13 protein-coding genes are annotated in these 23,006 nt (G+C 32.9%); 4 read left to right on the top strand and 9 right to left on the bottom strand.

Annotated elements, in window-relative coordinates; genetic code table 11:
- Positions 1–75 precede the first annotated feature (75 nt).
- The gene (locus tag AC0L0O_RS10880; RefSeq protein WP_001982103.1) at positions 76–768 is read right to left on the bottom strand and encodes an HAD family hydrolase; all 693 of its coding nucleotides are present in this window, start codon (positions 766–768) and stop codon (positions 76–78) included.
- Between the two features lie 261 nt (positions 769–1,029).
- Between AC0L0O_RS10880 and AC0L0O_RS10875 the strand changes: the two genes are divergently transcribed.
- The 4 genes from AC0L0O_RS10875 to AC0L0O_RS10860 all read left to right on the top strand — a co-directional run bounded on the left by AC0L0O_RS10875 (position 1,030) and on the right by AC0L0O_RS10860 (position 4,993).
- Positions 1,030–1,566, top strand: a complete 537-nt coding sequence (locus tag AC0L0O_RS10875; RefSeq protein ID WP_001167109.1) for a DinB family protein — start codon at positions 1,030–1,032, stop codon at positions 1,564–1,566.
- A gap of 201 nt (positions 1,567–1,767) precedes the next feature.
- A complete protein-coding gene (locus AC0L0O_RS10870) occupies positions 1,768–1,950 on the top strand; it encodes a hypothetical protein (RefSeq protein ID WP_000273223.1) in 183 nt (60 codons plus the stop codon).
- Between the two features lie 453 nt (positions 1,951–2,403).
- Positions 2,404–3,405: an alpha/beta hydrolase gene (locus AC0L0O_RS10865; RefSeq protein ID WP_001982446.1), complete on the top strand. Its 1,002-nt coding sequence runs from the start codon at positions 2,404–2,406 to the stop codon at positions 3,403–3,405.
- A gap of 631 nt (positions 3,406–4,036) precedes the next feature.
- Positions 4,037–4,993, top strand: a complete 957-nt coding sequence (locus AC0L0O_RS10860) for an alpha/beta hydrolase (RefSeq protein ID WP_000857933.1) — start codon at positions 4,037–4,039, stop codon at positions 4,991–4,993.
- 118 nt (positions 4,994–5,111) lie between these two features.
- Here AC0L0O_RS10860 and AC0L0O_RS10855 read toward each other — a convergent pair whose 3' ends face one another.
- From AC0L0O_RS10855 to AC0L0O_RS10820, 8 genes are all read right to left on the bottom strand, one after another.
- The gene (locus AC0L0O_RS10855; protein ID WP_000164813.1) at positions 5,112–6,566 is read right to left on the bottom strand and encodes a pyridoxal phosphate-dependent decarboxylase family protein; all 1,455 of its coding nucleotides are present in this window, start codon (positions 6,564–6,566) and stop codon (positions 5,112–5,114) included.
- Between the two features lie 55 nt (positions 6,567–6,621).
- Positions 6,622–13,632: an amino acid adenylation domain-containing protein gene (locus AC0L0O_RS10850; protein WP_473785751.1), complete on the bottom strand. Its 7,011-nt coding sequence runs from the start codon at positions 13,630–13,632 to the stop codon at positions 6,622–6,624.
- Between the two features lie 32 nt (positions 13,633–13,664).
- Entirely contained in the window at positions 13,665–14,642 is a 978-nt protein-coding gene (locus tag AC0L0O_RS10845; protein WP_001290959.1) for a SagB/ThcOx family dehydrogenase, read from the bottom strand.
- A gap of 870 nt (positions 14,643–15,512) precedes the next feature.
- Entirely contained in the window at positions 15,513–18,071 is a 2,559-nt protein-coding gene (gene pulA, locus AC0L0O_RS10840) for a type I pullulanase (RefSeq protein WP_001167486.1), read from the bottom strand.
- Between the two features lie 464 nt (positions 18,072–18,535).
- The gene (locus tag AC0L0O_RS10835; protein ID WP_000791437.1) at positions 18,536–20,239 is read right to left on the bottom strand and encodes a M4 family metallopeptidase; all 1,704 of its coding nucleotides are present in this window, start codon (positions 20,237–20,239) and stop codon (positions 18,536–18,538) included.
- A gap of 459 nt (positions 20,240–20,698) precedes the next feature.
- Positions 20,699–21,676 carry a DUF4179 domain-containing protein gene (locus AC0L0O_RS10830; protein ID WP_000128539.1) on the bottom strand — a complete coding sequence of 326 codons (978 nt, stop codon included), beginning with the start codon at positions 21,674–21,676 and terminating at the stop codon, positions 20,699–20,701.
- A complete protein-coding gene (locus AC0L0O_RS10825) occupies positions 21,677–22,207 on the bottom strand; it encodes an RNA polymerase sigma factor SigX (protein ID WP_001193468.1) in 531 nt (176 codons plus the stop codon). It lies immediately after the preceding gene.
- 250 nt (positions 22,208–22,457) lie between these two features.
- Positions 22,458–22,937 (bottom strand): AraC family transcriptional regulator, encoded by a 480-nt coding sequence (locus tag AC0L0O_RS10820; protein WP_000864414.1) that lies wholly within the window; start codon positions 22,935–22,937, stop codon positions 22,458–22,460.
- Positions 22,938–23,006 lie beyond the last annotated feature (69 nt).

Raw genomic sequence — 23,006 nt, 5'->3', positions numbered from 1 at the left:
ATCATAGATTAAATTAGCCGCAGCTATTAAAATCGCCTCTATTTTTTATTACTAATACGGTCAATGAAATTAATTTTACTTGTTAAAAAAATATTGTGGCGTAACATAACTTAACAAGCTATCCAAAGTGTTAATCTCGGCATATGGTTGTATTTTGGTAGTATTCTTAATTTTCTGATGGTTAAACCACACACCTTTTATATTTGCATTTTGAGGACCAGCAATATCCTTTTCTAAGTCATCCCCAACAAATAAAGTATTTTCTGGCTGTACATTTAGCTTATTTAATGCTAACTCGAATATACGTTTATCCGGTTTACTAAATCCCACTTCTTCAGAAATAATGATCGTATCAAAGTAATTGTTTAAATTTGTGTTAATTATTTTAGCCTTTTGCCTCTGCGTTGAGCCATTTGTTATAATTCCAACTTCAAAGTGCTTCTTTATATGATTTAAGAAATGGATAGTATTCTGGTCTATTGAAAAACATTTTGGGAAGTTTTCATTCCAAAAATCTTGGATATAATTGCGTGGCAATTTATACTTCGGCGGGAATTCATCAAACAATGATTCTAAAACTATCGTTTTATCACTCATGCCGTATTCTCTTTTATCATATTCTTTGAATTTCCGTAGCATATTGTTTTTGATTGTATCACTAACATCCTCATAACACTTTTCAAAAAGTAATAAAAACAGATTATCTACTGCTTTATCCCTATTAAGTAACGTATCATCTAAATCAAACAGCATAGCTTTATAACCTATCAAATAACTTCACAACCTTTCTATATTTCCTAGTTATTATCAAAAGTAATCACAACACAATTCATATCAAAGAACTCGTAATAGAATGATATTCTAAGAGTTAAATTAAAAATCCTTTTTCAGTTTGTTAAATGATGTGAAAGTATATGATTTCGACTAAGGTAGTATATGATTTTTTATTTTAATTTCGAACTTTCAGATTAATCCGAACCCCTTTTATGATAAGCTGTACTTAAAGATTAAATATAAAAGATGATTCGTATGCAAATTAGACCAAAGGCAAGTGAATATAACTCTTATTATGCAACGTATATTAACTTAGTATCAGACGGAAATATCATACAAATTTTAGAACAACAAATAGAGGAAACGAATCTTTTATTAAAAGAGATTTCTGATAGTGAAGGACTTTTCCGATATGCTCCTACTAAATGGAGTATAAAAGAAGTAATTGGTCATATAGCAGATACAGAACGTATTATGGCGTATCGTTTGTTATCTATCGCTCGAGGCGAGACAGCGGAACTTCCAGGCTATAACGATGATATGTATGTTCTTAAAGCTGCTTTTGATAAACAATCTATGCAAGATCTTCTTAAGAATTTAATAGTTGTTCGGCAATCTACCCTGCATTTACTTAGAAGCTTAGATAAAGAAGCTTGGTCACAAAGAGGATATGCGAATAATTCTGAAGTTACAGTTCGTGCATTTGCATACATCATTGCTGGTCATGAGCTTCATCATCTTCAAATTATAAAAGAACGTTACCTTGGTTCTGATTTATATCCAGCAACTTAATATTTGAAGAAAAAGAGTCCTATTTATGTAGGGCTCTTTTTCAGTATTTATAACGGATTAGCGCTTAAAACCATGGCAATTAAATGTCTTTATTCACAAAATTAACCACATGATATTTTTGCTATCCCCTCTTATTCTGTACATAATTTTCTTTAGGCTGATATACTATAAACACAATAGTTCTGGAAAGGTGATGATATTATGTATGAACAACAAAATAATAGAGATAGAGATCAAAAAATGATATTTTCTATGCAAGGAGTTCCCACAAATAAAATTAACATGCATCAATTACCTAAATGGATTAGAATTTTTGGCTATTGTGCGTTTGGTTGGATGATAGTATTTAGTTTAATTATGATTGTAGGTTTAATTGTGCAATAACTATACAGAGTAGGTGAACGGGACGATATTTAGGTCATACATCTAGGTAATGTCCCGTTTTTATGTGTAATTATCCCATGATATAAGTAACCAAATATAATAAAACGGGAACAACAAACTATTTTAACATTCAGTACAGGGAGACCATTTTGATTATGGCTTGATTTTATTATAAATCAAATTTTACCTGTTCAAGAAAAGCTAGAACACAAATTCAAAAACGCAGTCGTTGTTGAATATTGGTAAGGAGTAGTCAATTTAAGAAAGAGGGTTTAGCTTGATTTAATGTATGTAACATAAAAAAAATATTCATTGTATAATATAATATACAAATTTATCACCTGTGTTTATAATTCAAGCACCTACTATTAGGGAAAGAGAATATTTTCCAATTAATTTAAAACATATATCTTGTCTATGTTTTAAACAATATGTATTTTGGAGGAGGTTAATTTGATTTTTTCAAAACTCATTGATCGGTACGCCTTATATGATTTACACAAAAAAAGAAGTGTTGCGTTTCAGTTTACTTCCCTTTCTAACACTTCATTAAATATAAAGAACATAGAATCTTTTTATAAAGTAAAACCATCACATATTCCTTTTGGCATTAAGCATTTAAATCAGGAAAATGAATACATGATTGGGCAATTCAACTATAAAAGCTCGGTTCAATCAGGTGATTCACGCAACGACTCTGTAACTGGGGAATTATTCTTACATAAAAATGAAGATGCACCTCATGTTATCTTTGTTCACGGTTGGAGAATGGATTCTAACGAGCGTGTGAAAAACATATTCCACGATCATATGACCAGCCTGAAGTGGAATATGTATTATTTCACTCTACCCTATCATTTTGAAAGAAAACCCGATCAATCTTTATTCAGTGGAGAGTATATGGTAAGTGCAAATATTGAACGAACAGTACAAGCAACTAGACAAGCGGTAGCTGATTTACGAGCTTTGATTAAATGGATTAAAGCAAACAAAAATGGTCCCATGATTCTAATAGGGATTAGTTTAGGCGGATTTATTACTAACTTAACCTCTCTTGTTGAAGAAGAAATTGATGTGTTAGCATCCATTTTCTATGCAAATCGACTTTCTTATTCTATTTGGAATACAATTCCGGGTAAATTTATTAGAGAAGACTTGGAACATCATGGTGTTACGTATGATGATTTAATAAATTATTGGAAAATCACTGAACCGAGTCAAGCATTGCCAAAAGTAAAAAAAGAAAATATTTTATTAATTTCAAGTAAGCACGATCTATATGTGCATTCTGAGGATACAGACTACTTGTGGGAATCTTGGGAAAGACCTACACGATATATTTATACATGTGGGCATGCCGGGATCGTTCTTAAACGTAAAAAAATTGCAACTGATACTATCAATTTTATTCAAAATCGATTGAACTCCCCGCACTTATCCAACGCCATGCCTTAAAACGCGAGATTACTAAGTACAAAATCTTATACTTATATTGTTATATTTTTTACTAGTCACCTTTGTAAATCTTAGCCCCAAGCCTTACACGATTGAAAATGAAATAAAATAAATAACTAAGGAACTAATTTACCATATGGAAAAACATTGCTCAGCATTTTCACCAGTGGTTCCTGTATATGCAATATTACATACAAAAATCTTTATTGATTACGTTATTAATTTAAAAATAAATTATTCATCCATTAATCTATACCATCCGTATTTACAGTTATGGATACCCTAATTACATATGAAAAAGAGAGAAGAACATTGGTTAGTTCTTCTCTCTTTGTTTATTTTTAAGATAACTATCTATAAAATTTTGCTTTTCATAATTCTTCATGAGTCTAGAAAAGAAATTTTTCTAATGTACATAATTACAACGCCATTAAAACCCTTTGCTCTTAAATCCACTACTTGTATTATTGATTGCATGAAACTCCTTCTTGAGAAAGGTTTTAATTTCCGAATATTCTGTTGACTGTTATAACATATCCAATTTACAATTTAATTGTGGTGTTCTTTCACAATTAAACTACTTAGAATACACTTCATTTATTTGAAAACAATTACAAATAGAGGTGCTAAAATGAAAACTAGAGTAAATCCAGAATTATTACAAGGGTTAGAGATGTTTCCGGATCTCGATTTACGCCCAGAAAATTTGCAATCAATCAGAGAAGGAATAGCTCAAATGAGACCACCTACCGTTGTTGATGACTCCCTTTCTTTAATAGATAAAGTCATTGTTGGGCCTGATGATAATCCGTTACCATTACGAATTTATCGTCCAAAATCAAATCATGAATCTTTACCTGTCTTATTATGGATACATGGTGGAGGTTATATCTTAGGGTCTATAGATGATAACGATGATACTTGTATGAGGTTTGCAAAAGAAGCTAGCTGTGTGGTCGTGTCTGTAGACTACCGCTTAGCACCTGAACACCCTTACCCAGCACCAATTGAGGATTGTTATTCAGCTTTAAAATGGATTGCTGATAATGCAAAGTCATTAAACATTGATTCGAATCGAATTGGGGTTGCAGGAGTAAGCGCTGGCGGTGGACTAACAGCAGCATTATCATTATTAGCACGAGATCGAAAATATCCTTCAATTTGTTTACAAATGCCACTATATCCAATGATTGATGACCGAAATAATACACCTTCAGCCAATGAAATTAAAGAAGGATTTGTTTGGAACCAAAGGGCAAATGAAGCTGGCTGGAAAATGTATTTAGGAGAAATGTATGGAATGGATCAAATCCCTGCATATGCAGCGCCTTCTCGAGCTGAGGATTATAGTGACTTACCGTATACTTACACATTTGTAGGTCAATTAGATCCATTCCGAAGCGAAACATTAACCTATGTAAGCAAACTAGCGCAAGCTGGTGTTGATGTCGAGTTTCATTTATATCCAAATGCCTATCACTGGTTTGAAGGGTTAAATCCAAATGCCGATGTATCTATTTATGCTGTGAACGAAATAGTACAAGCAATAAAAACTGGGTTCAAACGAGTATCTAAGGTTGAGGCTTAATCCCATTACAAGAGAAACACTCATAAATAGTATACATTGGTGAGTGTTATTATCATTTAAATATAATAGCCGATTCTTATTTGAAATCGGCTATTATATTTAAAATCCGCCTATTATATCAAGGTTGAGGAACAGATATAAGATGTTTAGACGTTGTGTTTATTTCCTCTGCCAATACTTTTATGTTCATCATGATTTGAAGTATTTCTTCTTTTGTTGTCCTTGGGTTGATAGAGCAAAGTCGAATTACTACTTTTTCTTTTAATTTAGTCGTACTTAGCATAGCAAATCCTCTTTGATTAATTTCTTCCACCAATTTTTTGTTTATTTCATGAATTGTATCTGTAGATGTTAGCTCACATGGAATATAACGAAAAGTAACAATTCCTAATTGGGCAGGTGTTACTACTTCCCAATCTTTTTCTTTCCTTAAAAACTCTTCAACTTGTTCAGCTAGCATAATGCCATGATCAATTGCCTCGCGAAAAGCTGTAACTCCAAATGCTTTAAAAGAAAGCCATACCTTTAATGCTCTAAATCTACGAGAAAGTTCAATTCCACGCTCTCCAAAATTCACTTTTTCTTCTATATTAGTTTCCGTATCCCTAATATACTCTGGGATCATACGAAACGTTTCACTTAAATATTGACTATTTCGAATGAGTACACAACCAACATCATAAGGCTGAAAAAGCCATTTATGCGGATCTAATGTCAAAGAATCAACACGATGAATTCCTCTTAACAACTCTCTTCCTTTTTCGCTGAGAATTGCTGCAGCTCCATAAGCCCCATCCGCGTGTAACCATATATCTTCATCACCACATAGATCAGCCAATTCATCGAGGGAGTCCACCGCTCCGCAATTCGTTGTCCCTGCATTCGCAATAACACAAAATGGTTTTTTCCCTTTTAATCGATCTTCTTTTATTTGCTTTCTTAAAGTACTAACTGAAATTTTTAAATCTTCATCTGTCTCAATTCGGCAAATTTGATGCTGTTTAAAACCTAATACTTTAAGCGCTCGATCTACAGAAAAATGAGTTTGGTTAGAAAAATAAACAATCGCATTTTCGATTTCATTATTCAACTTAACCTGTCTCGCTACAGTAAGTGCAGTCAAATTAGCCATGGAACCACCACTGACAAACAGTCCTTCAGCTGAATCAGGGAATCCTAGCATTGATTTTAACCAGTTAATTGTCGTTAATTCAATTTGTTCGGCACCTGCACCTACTATCCAAGCTGTAGGAAATACATTAAACCCACTTGCTAAAAAATCTGCTAATACACCAACATAATTATTAGGACCTGGTACAAAAGCCATAAAATGAGGATGATCCACATGAGTAATTTGATTAAACACATTGTTATTAAGAAAATGAAGTAATTCTTTTGGATTAGATCCGTTTTCCGGAATCGTTTCAATTAGCTTGTCTCTAAAAATATTACTATCAATCGTTTCTGAAACTGGTTTACTTTTTAAATGATTCATATGATCAACAATCAAGTCAACCGCTTGATATCCTAACTGACGCATCTCTTCGGCTGATAACTGCAAGTTTTTTGTCATTTGGTTTACTCCTATTCTATTTAAAAAGGCGAGTTCTTGCTCGCCTTTTCATTTTTTATAATTTGTAATCACCAATTGCTTGTATTGGATTTTGAAGAATCATGTTGATTAATCCATGGATGTGATTTAATATTCCCTGTATTTTCTCTGCTTCATATACGGTTTGATCAAATCCAAACTTTATTGTAAGTTTTTCTTCAGGGAAGCACATAATTCCATACTTTACATGTGGCTCATCAACAACTTCGTAATCCGTGATAGCAAAATGTCTGTTTTCATTTGAAGAAAAGATTGCTGGATTAGTTGGATAGTTTTCAAAAACCCAAAGATGGTCAGTCAACTCAGTTTTTAATTCACTTTGCTTTTGTATATCAACAAATGAATAGTATGCATACTCATTACATTTCAATGTCTCTAGTTGTACCTTTTGTAGGAAGTCCACAAAAGATTGCGTTTCTGTCCATGCTAATCGGATAGGCAAAACATTTGTGAACAGACCGAACATATTTTCAATTCCTTCTACTTCGGGAGGTCTGACTGATACTAGATTAGGCAATACGACTTCTCTCGTTCCGTTGAATTTGCCAAGTAATATTCCCCATACAGCTAGTAGTGCTGTATTCATAGTTATATTGTTTTTAGTTACAAATGTCTGTAACTGATTAGTCAAATCCTTGTCTAATGTTAAATCCATAAAAGTGAAGTTTAACCCTTCACTTTTAGATGGGACTTTCTTTTTAGGAATACTAATTTTCTGATTGTATCCTGATAAATAATCTCGCCAAAAATGACGTGCTTTCTCATGATCTTGTGCCAAAGTCCAGTCTATGAATGTTTCAAAAGGTTTTACCATAGGTAACTCCACCATAGTTCCCGCATTTGTAGTTTCGTAGAGCTGGAATAATTCGTCTATCAAAATGCTGACGCTCCAACCATCACATAACAGATGATGGGAACTCCAAATTACCTTATGCTCGTTATTACCTAGTTGGAATATACAGAGACGTGTCATAAGTTCATCATTTTTAAATCCTCGACTTAAATTTTCATTCATCCACTGTTTTAGGAATTCTTGCTGTTCTTGTTTCGTCATCTCAATCAAGTTTTTTATTTCTGAATTTATTTGAACATCATATAGAACAGCTTGCCAAGGTTTTGCTTGTTCATCTTGCACAATTATTGTTCTTAAAGAATCATGACGATTAACCAATTGTTGGAAACACTGAATAAAGAGTTTAATATCCAGCTCCCCCTCAAGAGCCCAAATTGTTTGTTCAAAATATGCATTTGTATCAGGTTCATTCGTAGCATGTTCATAAATAACTTCTTGGAAAGGTGCTAACGGGTAAATATGTTCTATTTTTATATCCGGCATTTTTTCTTGTATTTTGGTAAGCGTTTGTTGATTAAGTTGTTTATCTTTAATATTTAGTAATGCAGCTTTATTATCGTTCATTATGTTTACATCATTTGTTTGTGAACTTGAAAAATGGTCTAGCTTTTTAACAAATTGAACCATGTCCCTTAATATAGGAAATGAAAATAGATTTTTTGGTTCAAGCTCAAATCCTTGTCGATACAGTCTGACGGACACTTGAATCGCTTTTATCGAATCTCCACCTAAGGCGAAGAAATGATCATTTACTCCAACTTGATCTATTTTGAGTACTTCTTGCCAAATACTAGTTAATATTTTTTCCATTTCAGTTTTTGGAGCAATAAATACTTCATTTTTTTGTTTCTCTGGAGTAGGGAGCGCTTTTCTATCTAATTTACCGTTTGGAGTCAAGGGTAATTGGTCCAAATAAACAAAATAAGAAGGAATCATGTAATCTGGCAAGTGATCTCGCAAATGCTTTCGTAGTTCTGTTGTACTAATATTTTGCTCAGTTACCACATATGCAACTAAAAATTTTATTCCGTTCTCATCTGTTTGATCAATTACGACAGCGTGTTCGACTTGTTTATAAGTTAGAAGACAATGAGAGATTTCTTCTAACTCTACTCGATATCCTTGAATTTTCACTTGGTAATCTTGGCGGCCTAAAAATTCAATATATCCCTCAGAATGCATTTTTCCACAATCTCCTGTTTTGTATATAAGACCAAAATCAGGATGTGACACAAACGCTTCATTTGTTTTCTTTTCATCATTTAAATATCCTTTAGCAAGGCCCACTCCCCCGATATATAAATCTCCAATTACACCAACAGGGCACATTTTCTTTTCATAGTTCAACACATAATACGTTTGGTTTGCCAAGGGCATCCCGTATGGAATACTATTCCAATGTGATTTCACTTGTTTGACCGGATAATAAATTGACCAAATCGATGCTTCTGTTGCCCCTCCTAGTGAAACTACTTCTGCAATCGGAAAATGTCGTTTTATTTTTTCTGGTAAAGAAAGCGGAATCCAATCTCCACTATGTAAAACTAAACGTAAAGAAGAATGTTCAAAATGAGAACCTACTTGATCCAATGCTAAATCCATGATTGCAGGCACTGTATTCCAAATTGTAATCCCTCTACGTTCGACAGTGCGGATTAATTCTTGCATGTCTCTTGGATCACGAATCATCACCAACATTGCACCTGTGCTTAAAGCTCCGAAAATATCGTATACAGATAGGTCAAAACACATGGAAGAGATACCAATAATACGATCATCTTCATTTACCTCATATTTTTGATTTATGTCTTGAATAGTATTTGTAACCGCTTGGTGAGTAATAATTACTCCTTTTGGTTTTCCTGTACTTCCTGAAGTGTATATAATATAGGCAATATCTTCTGGACCAGCAATAGCAGGCATATCTTCTGTTGTATAAAATGACAAATCATTTTCTTCATAAAGGCTAGGTTCTAATAAAAGTTTGCATGAGCTATTTTTTAAAATATATGTTTGGCGATCTAAAGGATGATCGGAATCAATCGGAACATAAGCGGCACCTGCTTTTAAAATACCTAACATATTAACAATTGTGTCAACTCGCCTTTTTGCTAAAAGCCCCACTTTATCACCTAGACCAATGCCTTGCTCTTTTAAGAAGTGGGCAATTTGATTGGAGCGTTTATGAAGTTCCGAGTATGTTAACCATTCTTGTTCAAATACCACTGCTACTTCATCCGGTGTACGTTTTACTTGGTCTGTAAATAATTGATACAGAGTAGTTGAAGGTATTTTTTCTGTTGTTTCATTGTATTGCTTAATTAAAGTTTGATCCGATTCTTTCATCTGCAAAGATGTTATATCGCTTTGTTTCACCAATTGTTCCAATAAGTCAACAAATTGGGAAAACATTGCTTCTATTACATCAACATCAAACAGCTCTTCAACATAGTTCCAGCTAATTAATAACTCTCCATTTTTTTCAATTACTACATTATCCAAATATACTTGTGGAGTCCGAGCATGAATATAGCGAAGAGAACCAAGTTGTTCCCAAGAGAAAGCACCTGCACCTGCTAACATCGAGGTGAAAACGATTGGCATAACTGCTTTTGGCGTCATTTGATGATATCGAGTGAAATCTCGAATAAAGTTAACTCCATCGTAATGACGATGTTCAAGGCCATCTAATAAAGTAGATTGCGTTTCTTTTACTCTAGTAAAGAAATTTTGCCCTGGTTTTACATCAACATCCAGCAAAATAAGCGATGTGAAATCTCCAACAATCTTTTCTACTTCATCATGAACAGGATAACGGTTAAATACAGTCAAATTAATTGCTAATCGACGTTGATTACTCCAATATGCCAACACATCACCATATATTGTACAAAGTAGAGCGGAAGGCGTTACCTCTTTCTCTTGTGCTAACTTTCGTAGCTTTGTCCATTTTTCATTGTCCAGGATTTTTGTAAGTGATTGGAATTTAGGAGTAGCAATCTCTGCTGGATCCTTTTTTAACAGCAAAGAAGGTGCAAACGGAAAGTCAGGAAGCTTACTTGTCCAATAATCTTTTGCTGTTTTATATTCTTCGCTTTGTTCCATTTCATCATAGATAAACATATAATCTTGAAAATCAAAAGATAAAGATTCTAATTTTTGATTTGGTTTATAATAATAATGCAACAAATCCTGTCCAACAATGTTCATGCTTGCTCCGTCCATTAATAAAGCATCGTATCGAAAACATAATAAATACTTGTCTTCTTTTAAAAGAAAAGCTTTCAATTCAAACAAAGGCCATTGCCCCAAAGGGAATACATGGTTAGTCATTCGAGAACGCTCTTCTTGTAAGCGAGCATTTTGATTCCTATCATCTAAATCTATGAGACTCACTATTTCAATCTCGTAATCAGGAACGCTTTGTAATATTTGTTGTTTTCCCTCTGGTAAAATTACAGCTCGCAACATTGGATGACGATGGATTACCTTTTGAAAACTTTTTGAAAGACGATTGATATCCAATGCTGTTTCATATTCAAAATATGTTTGAGGTGAAATACCACTTAATTCAAACTGTGAATTCCTTCCTAACATATACGCTGTCTGAACTTCTGTTAAGGAAAATGGATTAGACAAATCTTTAACATGAGTTGGTCTACTTTCAAAGTTTTCCTCTTTATGCTCTAACTTTACACAAGAACTCAGTTGAGCGATTGTAGGGTGCTTAAAAAAATCTGTTGTACTTATTTTTAAGCAGTCTTTTCTTAATAAATTAATTACCTGAAGTGCTTTAATGGATTCTCCTTTTAATGCAAAAAAATTATCATGAATACCGATTCCCTCAATCTCCATAACTTTTTCCCACGCACACACTAATTTTTGTTCAATTTCATTGCGCGGGGCAACGTATGGAATTGATACATAATCCGTTTGTGTTATATCCAATAACCTTTTTCTATCCACTTTTCCATTTGGATTCAATGGAATCTCTTCTACCTGAATCATTTTTTCAGGAATCATAAACTCAGGTAGTTTATCACTTAAATATTTTCTGATTTCACCAAAAGACACCTTGTTATCCGATACATAGTAGGCAGCTAATAATTTCCTATTTCCATACACTTGATCAACAACGATAGCCTGGTTTATTTCTGGATATTCCCTTAATTGAGTTTCGATTTCTCTTAATTCAATCCGATACCCCCGAATTTTCACTTGATGATCCATTCGACCTAAATATTCAAGTTCTCCATTAGGCAACCAACGAACGAGATCACCTGTATGATACATCATTTCCCCTGCCGCAAAAGGACTCGGTACAAACTTTTCATCTGTCAGTTTACTTTTACCAAGATACCCTCGTGCTACCGCTACGCCAGCAATGCAGAGTTCACCAGGAATTCCAAATGGTTTTAATTGGCCATACTTATTCAATATATAGGAATGATAATTCGGATTAGGTTTGCCAATCGTAACTTCTTTGGAAGTGCTCAAGTCTTTTACTGTTGCGCAAATGGTTGTTTCTGTGGGACCATAAATATTTAAAATTGTTGCTTCACTGATACAACGAATTTTTTCAACCAAATCAATGGAAAATGATTCTCCTGCTAATAAAATAGATTTTAAATCTTTTAGAAAATTTGCCCCTTCTGGATCACTCAAAATCACTTCCATTCGCGATGGCGTTGATTCCCATAAATCCACCTTATGTTTTTTGACTAAATGAGCCAATTCTTTTGTTGCAAACTGGTCCTCCGTAGCAATTACTACTTTTGAACCTTGCGTTAAAGGAAGACATATTTCTAACAAGGAAATATCAAAAGATACACTAGCAAGAAACAAGAATGATTGATTAGCCTTTACTTTTTCTCTCATTACATTTAAAAAATGAACTAGCGATTTTTGTTCTATCATTACCCCTTTTGGATTTCCTGTCGATCCTGATGTGTAAATAACATAAGCCAAATCATTAGGATTATGTTCTCGTACTAAATTACTTTCTTCACCTTGAAAAAGATATTCTTTATCAAGATACAGTACTTCACCCGCAAATTGTGGCAATACTTCTTCTGTTCGCTTACTAAGTAAATATTTTGCTTGACTATCTTGTAACATATATTCAATTCGTTCAGTTGGGTAGTTAGGGTCGATTGGTAAATAGGCTGCTCCTGCTTTTAAAATCCCCATCATACCAATAATCATTTCTAATGACCGATCTACCATAACGCCAATAATACTTTCTTTTGAAACACCTTTACTTTGAAGAATAGAAGCCAATTGATTCGCTTTCTTATTCAATTCTCTATATGTCAAAGATTGATCATTACAAACAACAGCAATTTGATCTGGAGTTTTTAATACTTGCGCTTCAAACAAATCTTGAAATGATTGAAACAAGTCTATGCCCGTTTGAAAAGTATTCAATCCTTCTAGCAACTCTTTTTCTTCTTCTGCAATAATACAAATATCTTTCAATGCCAAATTCGGGTTTTGTGAAACTTGCTTTAAAACATAACAATACGAATTGGCAAATTGTTGCAAAGAAGAGAATGAACGGGACTTGCAAGAAATTTGAAATTCAAATTCATTATGTATTTCATTCCATTTTCTTCGTATCCATAGGACTAAATTATTCTCTGCGTATTCTTCTAGCGAATTTTCATTATGTAATCCTTCCATCCCGATTACAATTTGAAAAGGGGTTAAATTGTGTTTAACTAATAATTCAGAGAGCGGATACTCCTGATTTTCATACCCGAATAAAGTCGTTTGTTCAATCTCATTTACTAATTGTTTAAAGGTGTGATGCGGATGAATTTCACTTCCTAAAGGAATCAACTTATTAAGATTCTCACTTTGTTCAAGATTCTTTTCAATTATAGGAATACTAATAGTAACTCTTTCTTGATCTGTATAATGTGCCAAACAAACCCTTAAAGCGGCTTGAAACCAGCTAAATAATAATAAATCTTGAGACTTACTTATTTTTTGTATACTTTTACTAAACTCTACATTCACTATGACTTGAACGAACTCACAAGGTGTTTCTTTATTTAGTTGGTTATCGCTATTAAATACAGAAAAATCGAGAACCTCGGAAGATAATTGCTCCTTCCAAAACGCTTCTACTTCTTTATTTTCATGAATTGAACTTCGATCTTTAATGTGCATTTTTATCTTTATCCCCCTAATATTCATTTCTTCTACTCGTTAATTTTCAAGCCAACTTCAAGCCCATGGAGAAACACTTGATGGTTATCCAAACATAAAAATTGCTGAATCTCTTCAAATTTCATATGACCAACTGAACAAACCCCTAAATTTAATGTCTCAGCAACCATATTTAAGGTAGCAGTGATAATGCCTGACTCGATACAAGCAAATAAATATCCATCTGAACCGTATTTCGGGATGGAAGCGTTCGCATTATAAACCAAATAAACTGAGAATGCAGATTGAGTAAATAAATCCTGATTAATTAACTCATGATCACTTTTGATCACTTGATCAATGTTGTTTACAATCACAAGACTATTTTTTGATGGGTTATAATAATAAAATCCAGCTTTCATACCCTCTATACGTTTTGGTTTTATATAAACAAAGATATCAATGGGATAGAGCCCGCCTGCACTTGCGTAATGATAGTATATTTTTTCTTCCCTAACCTGTCTTAGAGTTGATAAGAATTGGGAAAATTCTGAAAAACTAATGTATTTTTCCATTTCAAATTGACGACAAGACCTACGTTCCTTGATTATAGTGGGTAGCTCATCTGTTGTTTCAAGTTGAATTTCGGTTGACCGTGCAGCAACGTGCGTGCGATTTAATTGTTCACTCATATACTTATCTAACTCTTCTTTAGAAAAGCGAATCTGGTTGCTATATGGATTTGGAAAAATCTTTTCTTGTGAAGAAAATACTTCTCTTGGGTGTAATATGTTACTTACTAACACACGATTTTTTATCATGAGCTCTATGTTTTTTTGTGTCTCTTCTACATTTCCTAACGAAAAGCGCTCTACTAGTTCACTAATTTTCACACCTTTTTGAGCCATAAAATAAAAATCAGGAAACCACTCAGACAGAATACCTGTAAATCTCATTTCCCCTATCAAAACTTCATTATGCAACTTCTCCCAATGCTTAATCGGAGACCAGTAATAAATTTTCTCGCTCATATAACCCTCCATAAACGTTTAACTTATTTTTGAAATGCAATTTTCTAATTTACAAAATTTTTTTAGATTCTGCTCCTTGTCTCATAGTGATTATAAATACATGTACTTTAACGAAACTTGAAAATAATGAAATAACTTTTTCTTCATTAAAATTTTTTATTTCATCATAAAAAATGATTTTTTTTTTGATATTTCACATCCTTTCCCATAGTAATCCTATAAGGTATAAACCATTTATAACATTGAGAATATTCATGTATTTTCAATGTGAAATTATTGTAATAGATTGGAGAGCGGTTGAATATAGTTATTAAATCAAATAATATTGAGAAAGTTTTATTTATTATATCGATAAAATTTTATGATGCAATTTATTACAAATAGATTAAGAAAAGAGTTTTAAATTTTTCTTAATCAGTTAGTGTGAAAATATCACATACTATTACATACAATCGAGTTACTTACATTTCATATTCAAAATAGAGAAAAGACACCTTGAATGGTGTCTTTTCTCTATTTTAATTCCATATACTTATTACGCTTTTGTTATTTTTAAACGATTTGTAGGAATTAATACAACTCGAACATCTAGTTCGTTATATGTTCGAATATTTAATAAACATTATATGAATTACGAATGTATTTCATATAATTTTATAAATAAACTCAAAGATATCTTCTCTTCCTACTGTCACAAAAGAAATAATCTATTGCTTATTTCTTTTATTAAATTGTAATATAATTACAGTATGTGAAATTATATTACATTAACTTTAAAAACGAAGTGAGAATAATCTTCACTTCGCTTTTTTCATTTGCAATCCTTATTAACTTTGCTCAATTCAGTATTTATTTCCACACTCTTCGCTTTTATTTAATCGGTTTTTCTGATTTTAAAACAATGGAACTTAATGCAGGAACTTTAATTTTATTGTCATGGACAACATAAAGTGGTTTACTTCCCGCCTGCTTGCCATCTACTAGTACTTTCCAAGGCCCTTTAGATGGAAGTGTTATTTCAACAGCTTCTCTATTTGCATTGTGAGCCACTGTAAAGTATTCATGTTTATTCCCCTCTATTGTATAAGTTACAGTATTTTTCGGAGCATCAATAAATGATACGTGTGTTTTTATTTGCTCTGCAGATGTCATTCGAAAAGCTGGGTACTTTTTGCGTAATTCTATTAAACCCTTCATATAATCTACTTCATTATTAAACGTTGCACGGCGCAGCCAATCCATCTGGTTAATCGAATCTGGAGATTTGTAACTATTATGATCACCGTATTTCGTCCGCATAAACTCTTGCCCTGCATGTAAAAATGGAATTCCTTGTGATGTTAATAAAATTGAAGAAGACAATTTGTGCATTTGTTTTCGCACTTCTTCACTGTCACCTGGATTAGTTAACTCAAGTTTATCCCATAATGTATGATTGTCATGTGCTTCCACATAAGTTAATACCTGTTCCGGGTCTTGATAGGTAGACGAATTTGTATCATAGTCAATACCTGCCGTAATACCTTTTTTAATACGGTCTTCCATGTTTTCCTTTCCATTTACAAATCCATTTTCTTTCTCTTCAAACACACTACCTTTCAATCCATCACGTATATTATCGTTAAAATGGGCAATTCCTTTCATTTTCTCCGCATTTTTTTGATTTGCTTTCAACTCAGCTGCAAGGGGTGTATTTAAATCCCAACCTTCTCCATGCAGTATAATAGAAGGGTCAATTTGATTAACAGCTTTACGTATTTCATTCATCGTTTCATAATCATGAATACCCATTAAATCAAAACGGAATCCATCTAAATTGTATTCTTTTGCCCAATATGTGACGGAATCTATCATAAATTTCCTCATCATTTTTCTTTCTGAAGCCGTATCATTTCCTACTCCAGTTCCATTTGCAAATGTTCCATCTTCATTGTAACGATAATAATAACCTGGAACCAACTTATGGAAATTAGATTCAGCAGCGTTATACATATGGTTATATACTACATCCATCACCACTCGAAGATTATTATCATGTAGTGTTTGAATCATTTGTTTTAATTCAGTTATTCGAACAGTTGGCTCATATGGATTTGTAGAATAGGACCCCTCTGGAACGTTAAAGTTTTTTGGGTCATATCCCCAGTTATATTGTGGTTCGTTTACCTTCTCTTCATTTACTGAAGCATAATCAAATATTGGTAAAAGCTGAACGTGTGTAACACCAAGATCTTTCATATGATCAAGTCCCGTTTTCACACCTTCAGGCCCTTTTGTTCCTTTTTCTGTTACACCTAAATACTTCCCTTTCTGTTTAATACCACTTTCGGGCTGAATAGAAAGATCGCGTACATGTAACTCATAAATAATAGCATCTTCCGGATTTTTCAATTTAGGCTTTTTGTTAGTGTTCCATTTTTTCGGATTTGTTTCTTCTAAATCAACAACCGCACCTTTATCTCCATTTACAGAAGCAGCACGTGCATACGGATCAACGGCCTCTGTCCACTTATCACCAATTTTCACCTTATACGTATAATAGAGACCTTTTTGATTCCCTTTAAGTTCTGCTTTCCAGGTGCCCTTTTCACCTTGTTGCATATTTATTTCAGTACCTATTTTATCGTTCCATTTTTTATATGTAACTAACTTCGCTTCACTCGCAGTAGGAGCCCATACACGGAACTTTGTATGTTGTGGTGTATATATATTACCTAAATCGTTGCCACCGTAATAAAATAAATAGTCAAACTCCTCACTACGAATGACTTTACCGATTTCAGTATTCGTATCAGCTAAGTTTTCTATTTTAACTTTGTATGTTTGTTTTAAATCAATTTTCTGTTCCGTAATTATTTTAACCTTATTCGTAATATCTCCACTGTTTATATCATAAGGACTAATACTCTTAATTTTAATACCTTCCATTTCAATTTTCTTTTCCTTAATATTAAATGGGACATTCGTCGTTACAGTAATTTCATGGAAACTATCAATAGTTGCTTTTTGAATTGAGAGATCCGATGAAGGCTTATCGTTATATACTTTTTCATCACCAGAAAGAACCCATACTTCAGCACGACCGTCCTTTATATTTTCAATCCAACGATCGCCACCATCTTTTTCCCACTCAATTGTACGAATGATAAATCCTAAACGGTTATAATCACCATCTATATTAATCTTTGCGTACTTTCCAAATTCATCTTCACCAGTAAATTCATATGATTTTCCATTTGAATTTTCTCCCCATATCCAAAGGTTCCAGTCTTTTGTATTTCCAGACTGCTCTTTGTAATGAATGATAACTTCAGTTGTTTTCGAATTTGAAACTGCCTTTACACTTTGAAAAGAGAAAACAGATGCTAACATAACAATTATAGTAAGTAATAAAACTGCTTTGTTAATTAATCTTTTTGTAATTTGCACCACATACACCCTTTCTTTAAGTAGTACGAACGATTTATTATGCCCGTACTACATTACACAATTTAAATTAATCTAGAAATCTCTTTTGCTTCACCCCCCGTATTTCAATGATCTTTTCGATACGAAAACGTTTGCATTAATGTTAAAAAAAATAGTTTATTTATGTCTTCATATATTTGTAAATACGAAAAGATCTGGGAAATTATTTTAAAGCAACCGTTTGTTATCGCTTTCATTTTATAGTACTTTCCATCAAGAGGTCAATATATTATTAATTTTCTGTTTTTATATACTATAAACCTTAAATCTTTGTCGCAACTTCTTAAAGGTAGAGTGCCTAATTATTGCTTAGTAAGTTTATTTTTCAAATACATTGGTATGAAAAAAAACAGCTAATATCCTTAAAACGGCATTAGCTGTTTTTCATAATGTCATAATATATGAATAAGAACTATATTTCTAACTTACTTAATTTTTGCTGCATCAAACGCCTTTTGTACTGCTTGAACTTCAGCTGAATTTGCACCATATTTATTAGTTGCCACTCGAATACATGCTGATCTCAATTCTTTGAAATTAGAAGTCATGTTTAACTCATCTGTATTGGCGTAATAGAAAATATCAAACATTTTATCTTCACCAATTCCTTTAACAGTTACACCGTTATGAGTTCCGCCTTTTGCGATGAGATACGCAACTTTATTAATAATGCTTGAATTAAAATGAACGCCACCTTGATCCCATCCGTTAAAATCATTAAATTCACTGTAATCATCTGGATAAGGTACTCCAAGTGAAGATGGAACAGAAGCTGGGTTTTCCATATCACGGAAGACAGATCCAGTTTGTTCTCCCATCGTCCAGTTAAAGCTTCCATTATTTACGTATTTCTCAATAGATGTTCCCATAATATCAGATAGTGCCTCATTAATCGCACCAGATTCACCGTAATATTCAAGATTAGATTCACTAGAAGTAACAGCATGTGTAAATTCATGCCCAGCTACGTCATATGCTTTGACGATAGGATCTCCATATACAAGCATACTACCATTATTAGCACTTAACGCATTCTGCCAATTTTTCGGATCATTCGTATCCCCAGAATCCCAAGCATGTACAACTGAAACTACCTTTTGTCCCTGATTATCAAAGCTATTACGATTGTATTTATCTTTATAAAAATCAAAAACTTTTGTTGCTAAGTAATGAGCACTTACTGCTTTTGGATCGTTAAATGTTGTTGAAGTACTAGTTGCTAATGTACCAGGATAATAGCTTTCTTCTTTCGTAATATCTCTGTAATTCACATCATATGTTTCAATCCCTTGCCCTCTTGTATAATCAGCCAGAGCATATTTGCCATTACTTTGTTTAGAAATACCAAATGAACGAGAAATACCTAAATCATCTTTTCCAGTGCCCGTTAATGATGTAAGACTGCTTTTTTTACTTTTCTTTAAGGCTCCAACCAGTTTTTCACTTGCTTTTAAGTTAGATTCTTGTACCATATTTTTTAACATATCACCATTTTGTGCATTTATTAAATAAGTTCCGGAAATATAGTTTGGTGTTGCAGCTTCAAATGTAACCTGGTATGCATTACTAGCTTGTCCGTTATTTTCATCAACAAAAATAACTTCTTTAACTTCTGGCTCAGAAATAAAATTGATGTCGTTCCCGTACTTCGTATAAATATATTGTGTTGCTTCATCTTTTGATAGATTGATAGGTTTTTTCAATTCTTCTTGTTTTAAATTTTGCGCACTATCACCTGAAACACTTTTAATAACACCGCTATTATCTACGTGTGCAGTTAATTGATGGCCATATACTTCTTTCCCTTCGTATGTTTGCTGTATACGTACAAGTGTAGTCCCATCATATGAACCACGTTTTTGAAGAACTTTATAATCTACTCCTGTTTCTCCATTGACTTGCTTTGGAGAAAGAGCTTGTTCTGTTTTCTCCTTCAGAGCATCTTTTACTACATTCTCTGGTGCCTTTTGTGACGGTTGTGTAAGTTCACCCGAACGGAACGATTCCTCCTGAATTTGAACTTGTAGTTGATCTGTTTCCTCTGCATGACCTACTCCGTATGGTGCTACTGCTGTTAAAGCTAAACCCGTTGTTAATGCTACCTTAGTTAACGTCTTTTTGTTTTTCATTTTTTCACCTCGTATAATTTTTGAAATAGAAAGCTTGTACAAAGTATACTTGCTGTTTCTGTCGAAAAAAAGGGAAAATACACAATTTATGTAACATTATGCAAAATTACATAATATAAGGACGATGATACAAATTAAGAACAACTTATATAAGTGCATGGATTTCAATAAAAAAAGAGCTCCCTAAGGCGCTCTTTACATACGATTATAAATCATAAATGCATTGTGTCATTTATTAGTATATGCTCGTCTCATTTAATTGTTTACTTGGTATTTTCTCTGCACATTAACCATTAAAAATCTGTTATCTAATACATTGAAATTCTTCGTTACTATTTGATTAGTAAATGAAAGAGATAGTTAAGATAATGTAAGAAACAAACATGATAAAAGCAAACCAATAGATAAAGATAGCACTCGACATGTATTGTGTTATTCTTTTTTTCATACAAATTTGTTTTACTTATTAACTTTTCCAGGGTTAATTTGAAATTGCCCTTTCCAAGATCCAACTATTTTTCCTATTTTATTTATATTTACATCTAATGTTAAAGGTTGTTTAAAGGAATCTTTTCCTTCAGGACCTTCAACAAATGTAATAACACCTTCTGGTCTGTCTTTATCGCGAATGCCTACATGCTCTAGCTTTTTCCCTTCTGATAATAATTCGAATGGTAAATTGTCTTCACCTTGAATAAATGATAATTGTGAAAACATACCATTTCCTGTGTTATATTCAGGATTTCCTTCTTGTTGTCCGTTTACTTTTCCATCGCTTTTTATATCTAATCCAGTTGTATCAAATTCAAATGGCATTAGAGTTCCATCGGCTTTTTCAACTCTATAATGAACAGATATACGTGCATCTGCCACGTATAATTCCTTAAAATGTACAGTTACCCCTTGATCAGTTATCTTTTCATCAATAGGTATAAACTGTCCTTTCAACATACCTTTTTGTTGTACACCGTTTTCATCTTTACTTCCTTCATTCACAACTGTATCATTTAACACCTCATTAGCAAAGTAAGAAGCAATATTAGTTGCTGCAACTTGAACTTGCGGGATCATAGCTATAGTAAAAATACCTATCGCAGCAACCGACGTATACATGAACCGTTTTGATTTTTTATTCATATTTGAAAATACTCCCTGCTTTCTTTCTATCGTTTGATTTGTACTAAGTACATTATTAGTCTGGTTATAACCATTAAATGTTTGCCATGCTTTTTCGACATCAATATTTATTTCTGGAGTCTCATGAAGCTTCTCCTCGGCTAGTGTTGAATGTTCCCATTGATTTAATTCTGTTAGCTCAATTAATAAATTTTGACACTCCTTACATTTGTCTAAATGTTTTATAAATTGTTTTCTTTCCTCACGGGAAAGTTCACCATCAATATATGATTGAATGGATCCCATTTCATAACAAGTCATTTATTTACCCTCCATTTGTTCAAAAATTTTCCGGAATTTTAGTTTAGCTCGTGCCAACATTGTTCCAATAGACGAATCGTCAATCTGAAGTACTTGCGCGATTTCTTTATATCGAAACCCTGAAAATTTCATTAATAATATTGTTCGATCTTGTTCTTTCATTTTTCGCAACACCATTTGTACTTTTGTAATTTCTTCTTTTCTAATCCATTCATCATCTAGCGACGAATCAATTTGAACTTGTTGATACTGGGTTTCTTTATCGATTCTTGCCTGATGTCTCTTTTCAGAACGAATGTAGTTATAGGCGACATAAGTAGAAGACTTTATAAGCCAAGCACGTAAATTTTCTATTGCTTTCCAATCTGAATGATACAGTTGCAAAAACACCTCTTGCGCTAATTCCTCAGCAACCGTCTGTTCTTTAATGATCCATATTATTTGTTTAACAACATACGCATAGTTTTGTTTAAACAACGCTTCAAATGTTATATGTGAAACATTCCTCTCTTCACTTTTTATTGTTTGCATGTGAATAAAACCTCTCTCTCTTTTGATGCCTGCATTATAGAGAAACCAGAATGCTCATTTTTGTGACAAAAAAATAATATTTTTATTATGTACTATTACGTACATTCATCATATAAACAAATATTCATATTAATTAAAGTAAACTTTTTTCTCAATAACAACATAAAACCCACTCTCAACTATTTTTAAGAGTGGGTTTTATACTATTAAAAAACAATTTTTTAATACCGCTTATAATTTATACTACTTATTATTTGTTCTTTTTTATTGGCACAAATAAATCAACCTTTAATTTTCCTTCTAGGTCTTCTGCAACATTGTTCATACAAAACTCTAAATTATCCCTATCATAATCTGCACTATATTCACTATTTGGTAACCACACTGCGTACATATATCGATACACTTCACTTAATTTATGAGGTTCATCATAGAATTGGTATAGAGCGTATAGACCTCCATCTACACTTTTAAATTGCACATCCTCATGTTGTTCTTTTTCAAAGTTTTTAGGTATGGTAACGCAAGCATCATGTCGGCACATATGACTTGCAACAAGTTCAGGATTATCTAATGAAATTCCGATAAATGATTGCTCTAGTGGATAAAGTTTATTTTCAATAGACCAGTTCAATAACTTCCCCCAATGATCTTGTGGTTCAAAGTAACTGCCCGTTCTTCTTATAAATGCCACTTCTAATGATGGTAAATTTTTTATAATCACTTTCATATACATCACTCCCCTTAACAAATCTCTACTCAAATTATTTAGCCTTTATTTTCATATATTCCTTCATAA

Source organism: Bacillus sp. GS3m_15504, from assembly GCF_055825275.1.
This window is presented reverse-complemented; position numbering and strand designations above follow the sequence as displayed.

Excerpts from the sequence above, each read along its gene's own strand:
- AC0L0O_RS10875 (WP_001167109.1), top strand. The coding sequence starts at position 1,030 with ATGCAAATTAGACCAAAGGCAAGTGAATATAACTCTTATTATGCAACG.
- AC0L0O_RS10870 (WP_000273223.1), top strand. The coding sequence starts at position 1,768 with ATGTATGAACAACAAAATAATAGAGATAGAGATCAAAAAATGATATTT.
- AC0L0O_RS10860 (WP_000857933.1), top strand. The coding sequence starts at position 4,037 with ATGAAAACTAGAGTAAATCCAGAATTATTACAAGGGTTAGAGATGTTT.
- AC0L0O_RS10855 (WP_000164813.1), bottom strand. The coding sequence starts at position 6,566 with ATGACAAAAAACTTGCAGTTATCAGCCGAAGAGATGCGTCAGTTAGGA.
- AC0L0O_RS10850 (WP_473785751.1), bottom strand. The coding sequence starts at position 13,632 with ATGCACATTAAAGATCGAAGTTCAATTCATGAAAATAAAGAAGTAGAA.
- AC0L0O_RS10845 (WP_001290959.1), bottom strand. The coding sequence starts at position 14,642 with ATGAGCGAGAAAATTTATTACTGGTCTCCGATTAAGCATTGGGAGAAG.
- AC0L0O_RS10835 (WP_000791437.1), bottom strand. The coding sequence starts at position 20,239 with ATGAAAAACAAAAAGACGTTAACTAAGGTAGCATTAACAACGGGTTTA.
- AC0L0O_RS10830 (WP_000128539.1), bottom strand. The coding sequence starts at position 21,676 with ATGACTTGTTATGAAATGGGATCCATTCAATCATATATTGATGGTGAA.
- AC0L0O_RS10825 (WP_001193468.1), bottom strand. The coding sequence starts at position 22,207 with ATGCAAACAATAAAAAGTGAAGAGAGGAATGTTTCACATATAACATTT.
- AC0L0O_RS10820 (WP_000864414.1), bottom strand. The coding sequence starts at position 22,937 with ATGAAAGTGATTATAAAAAATTTACCATCATTAGAAGTGGCATTTATA.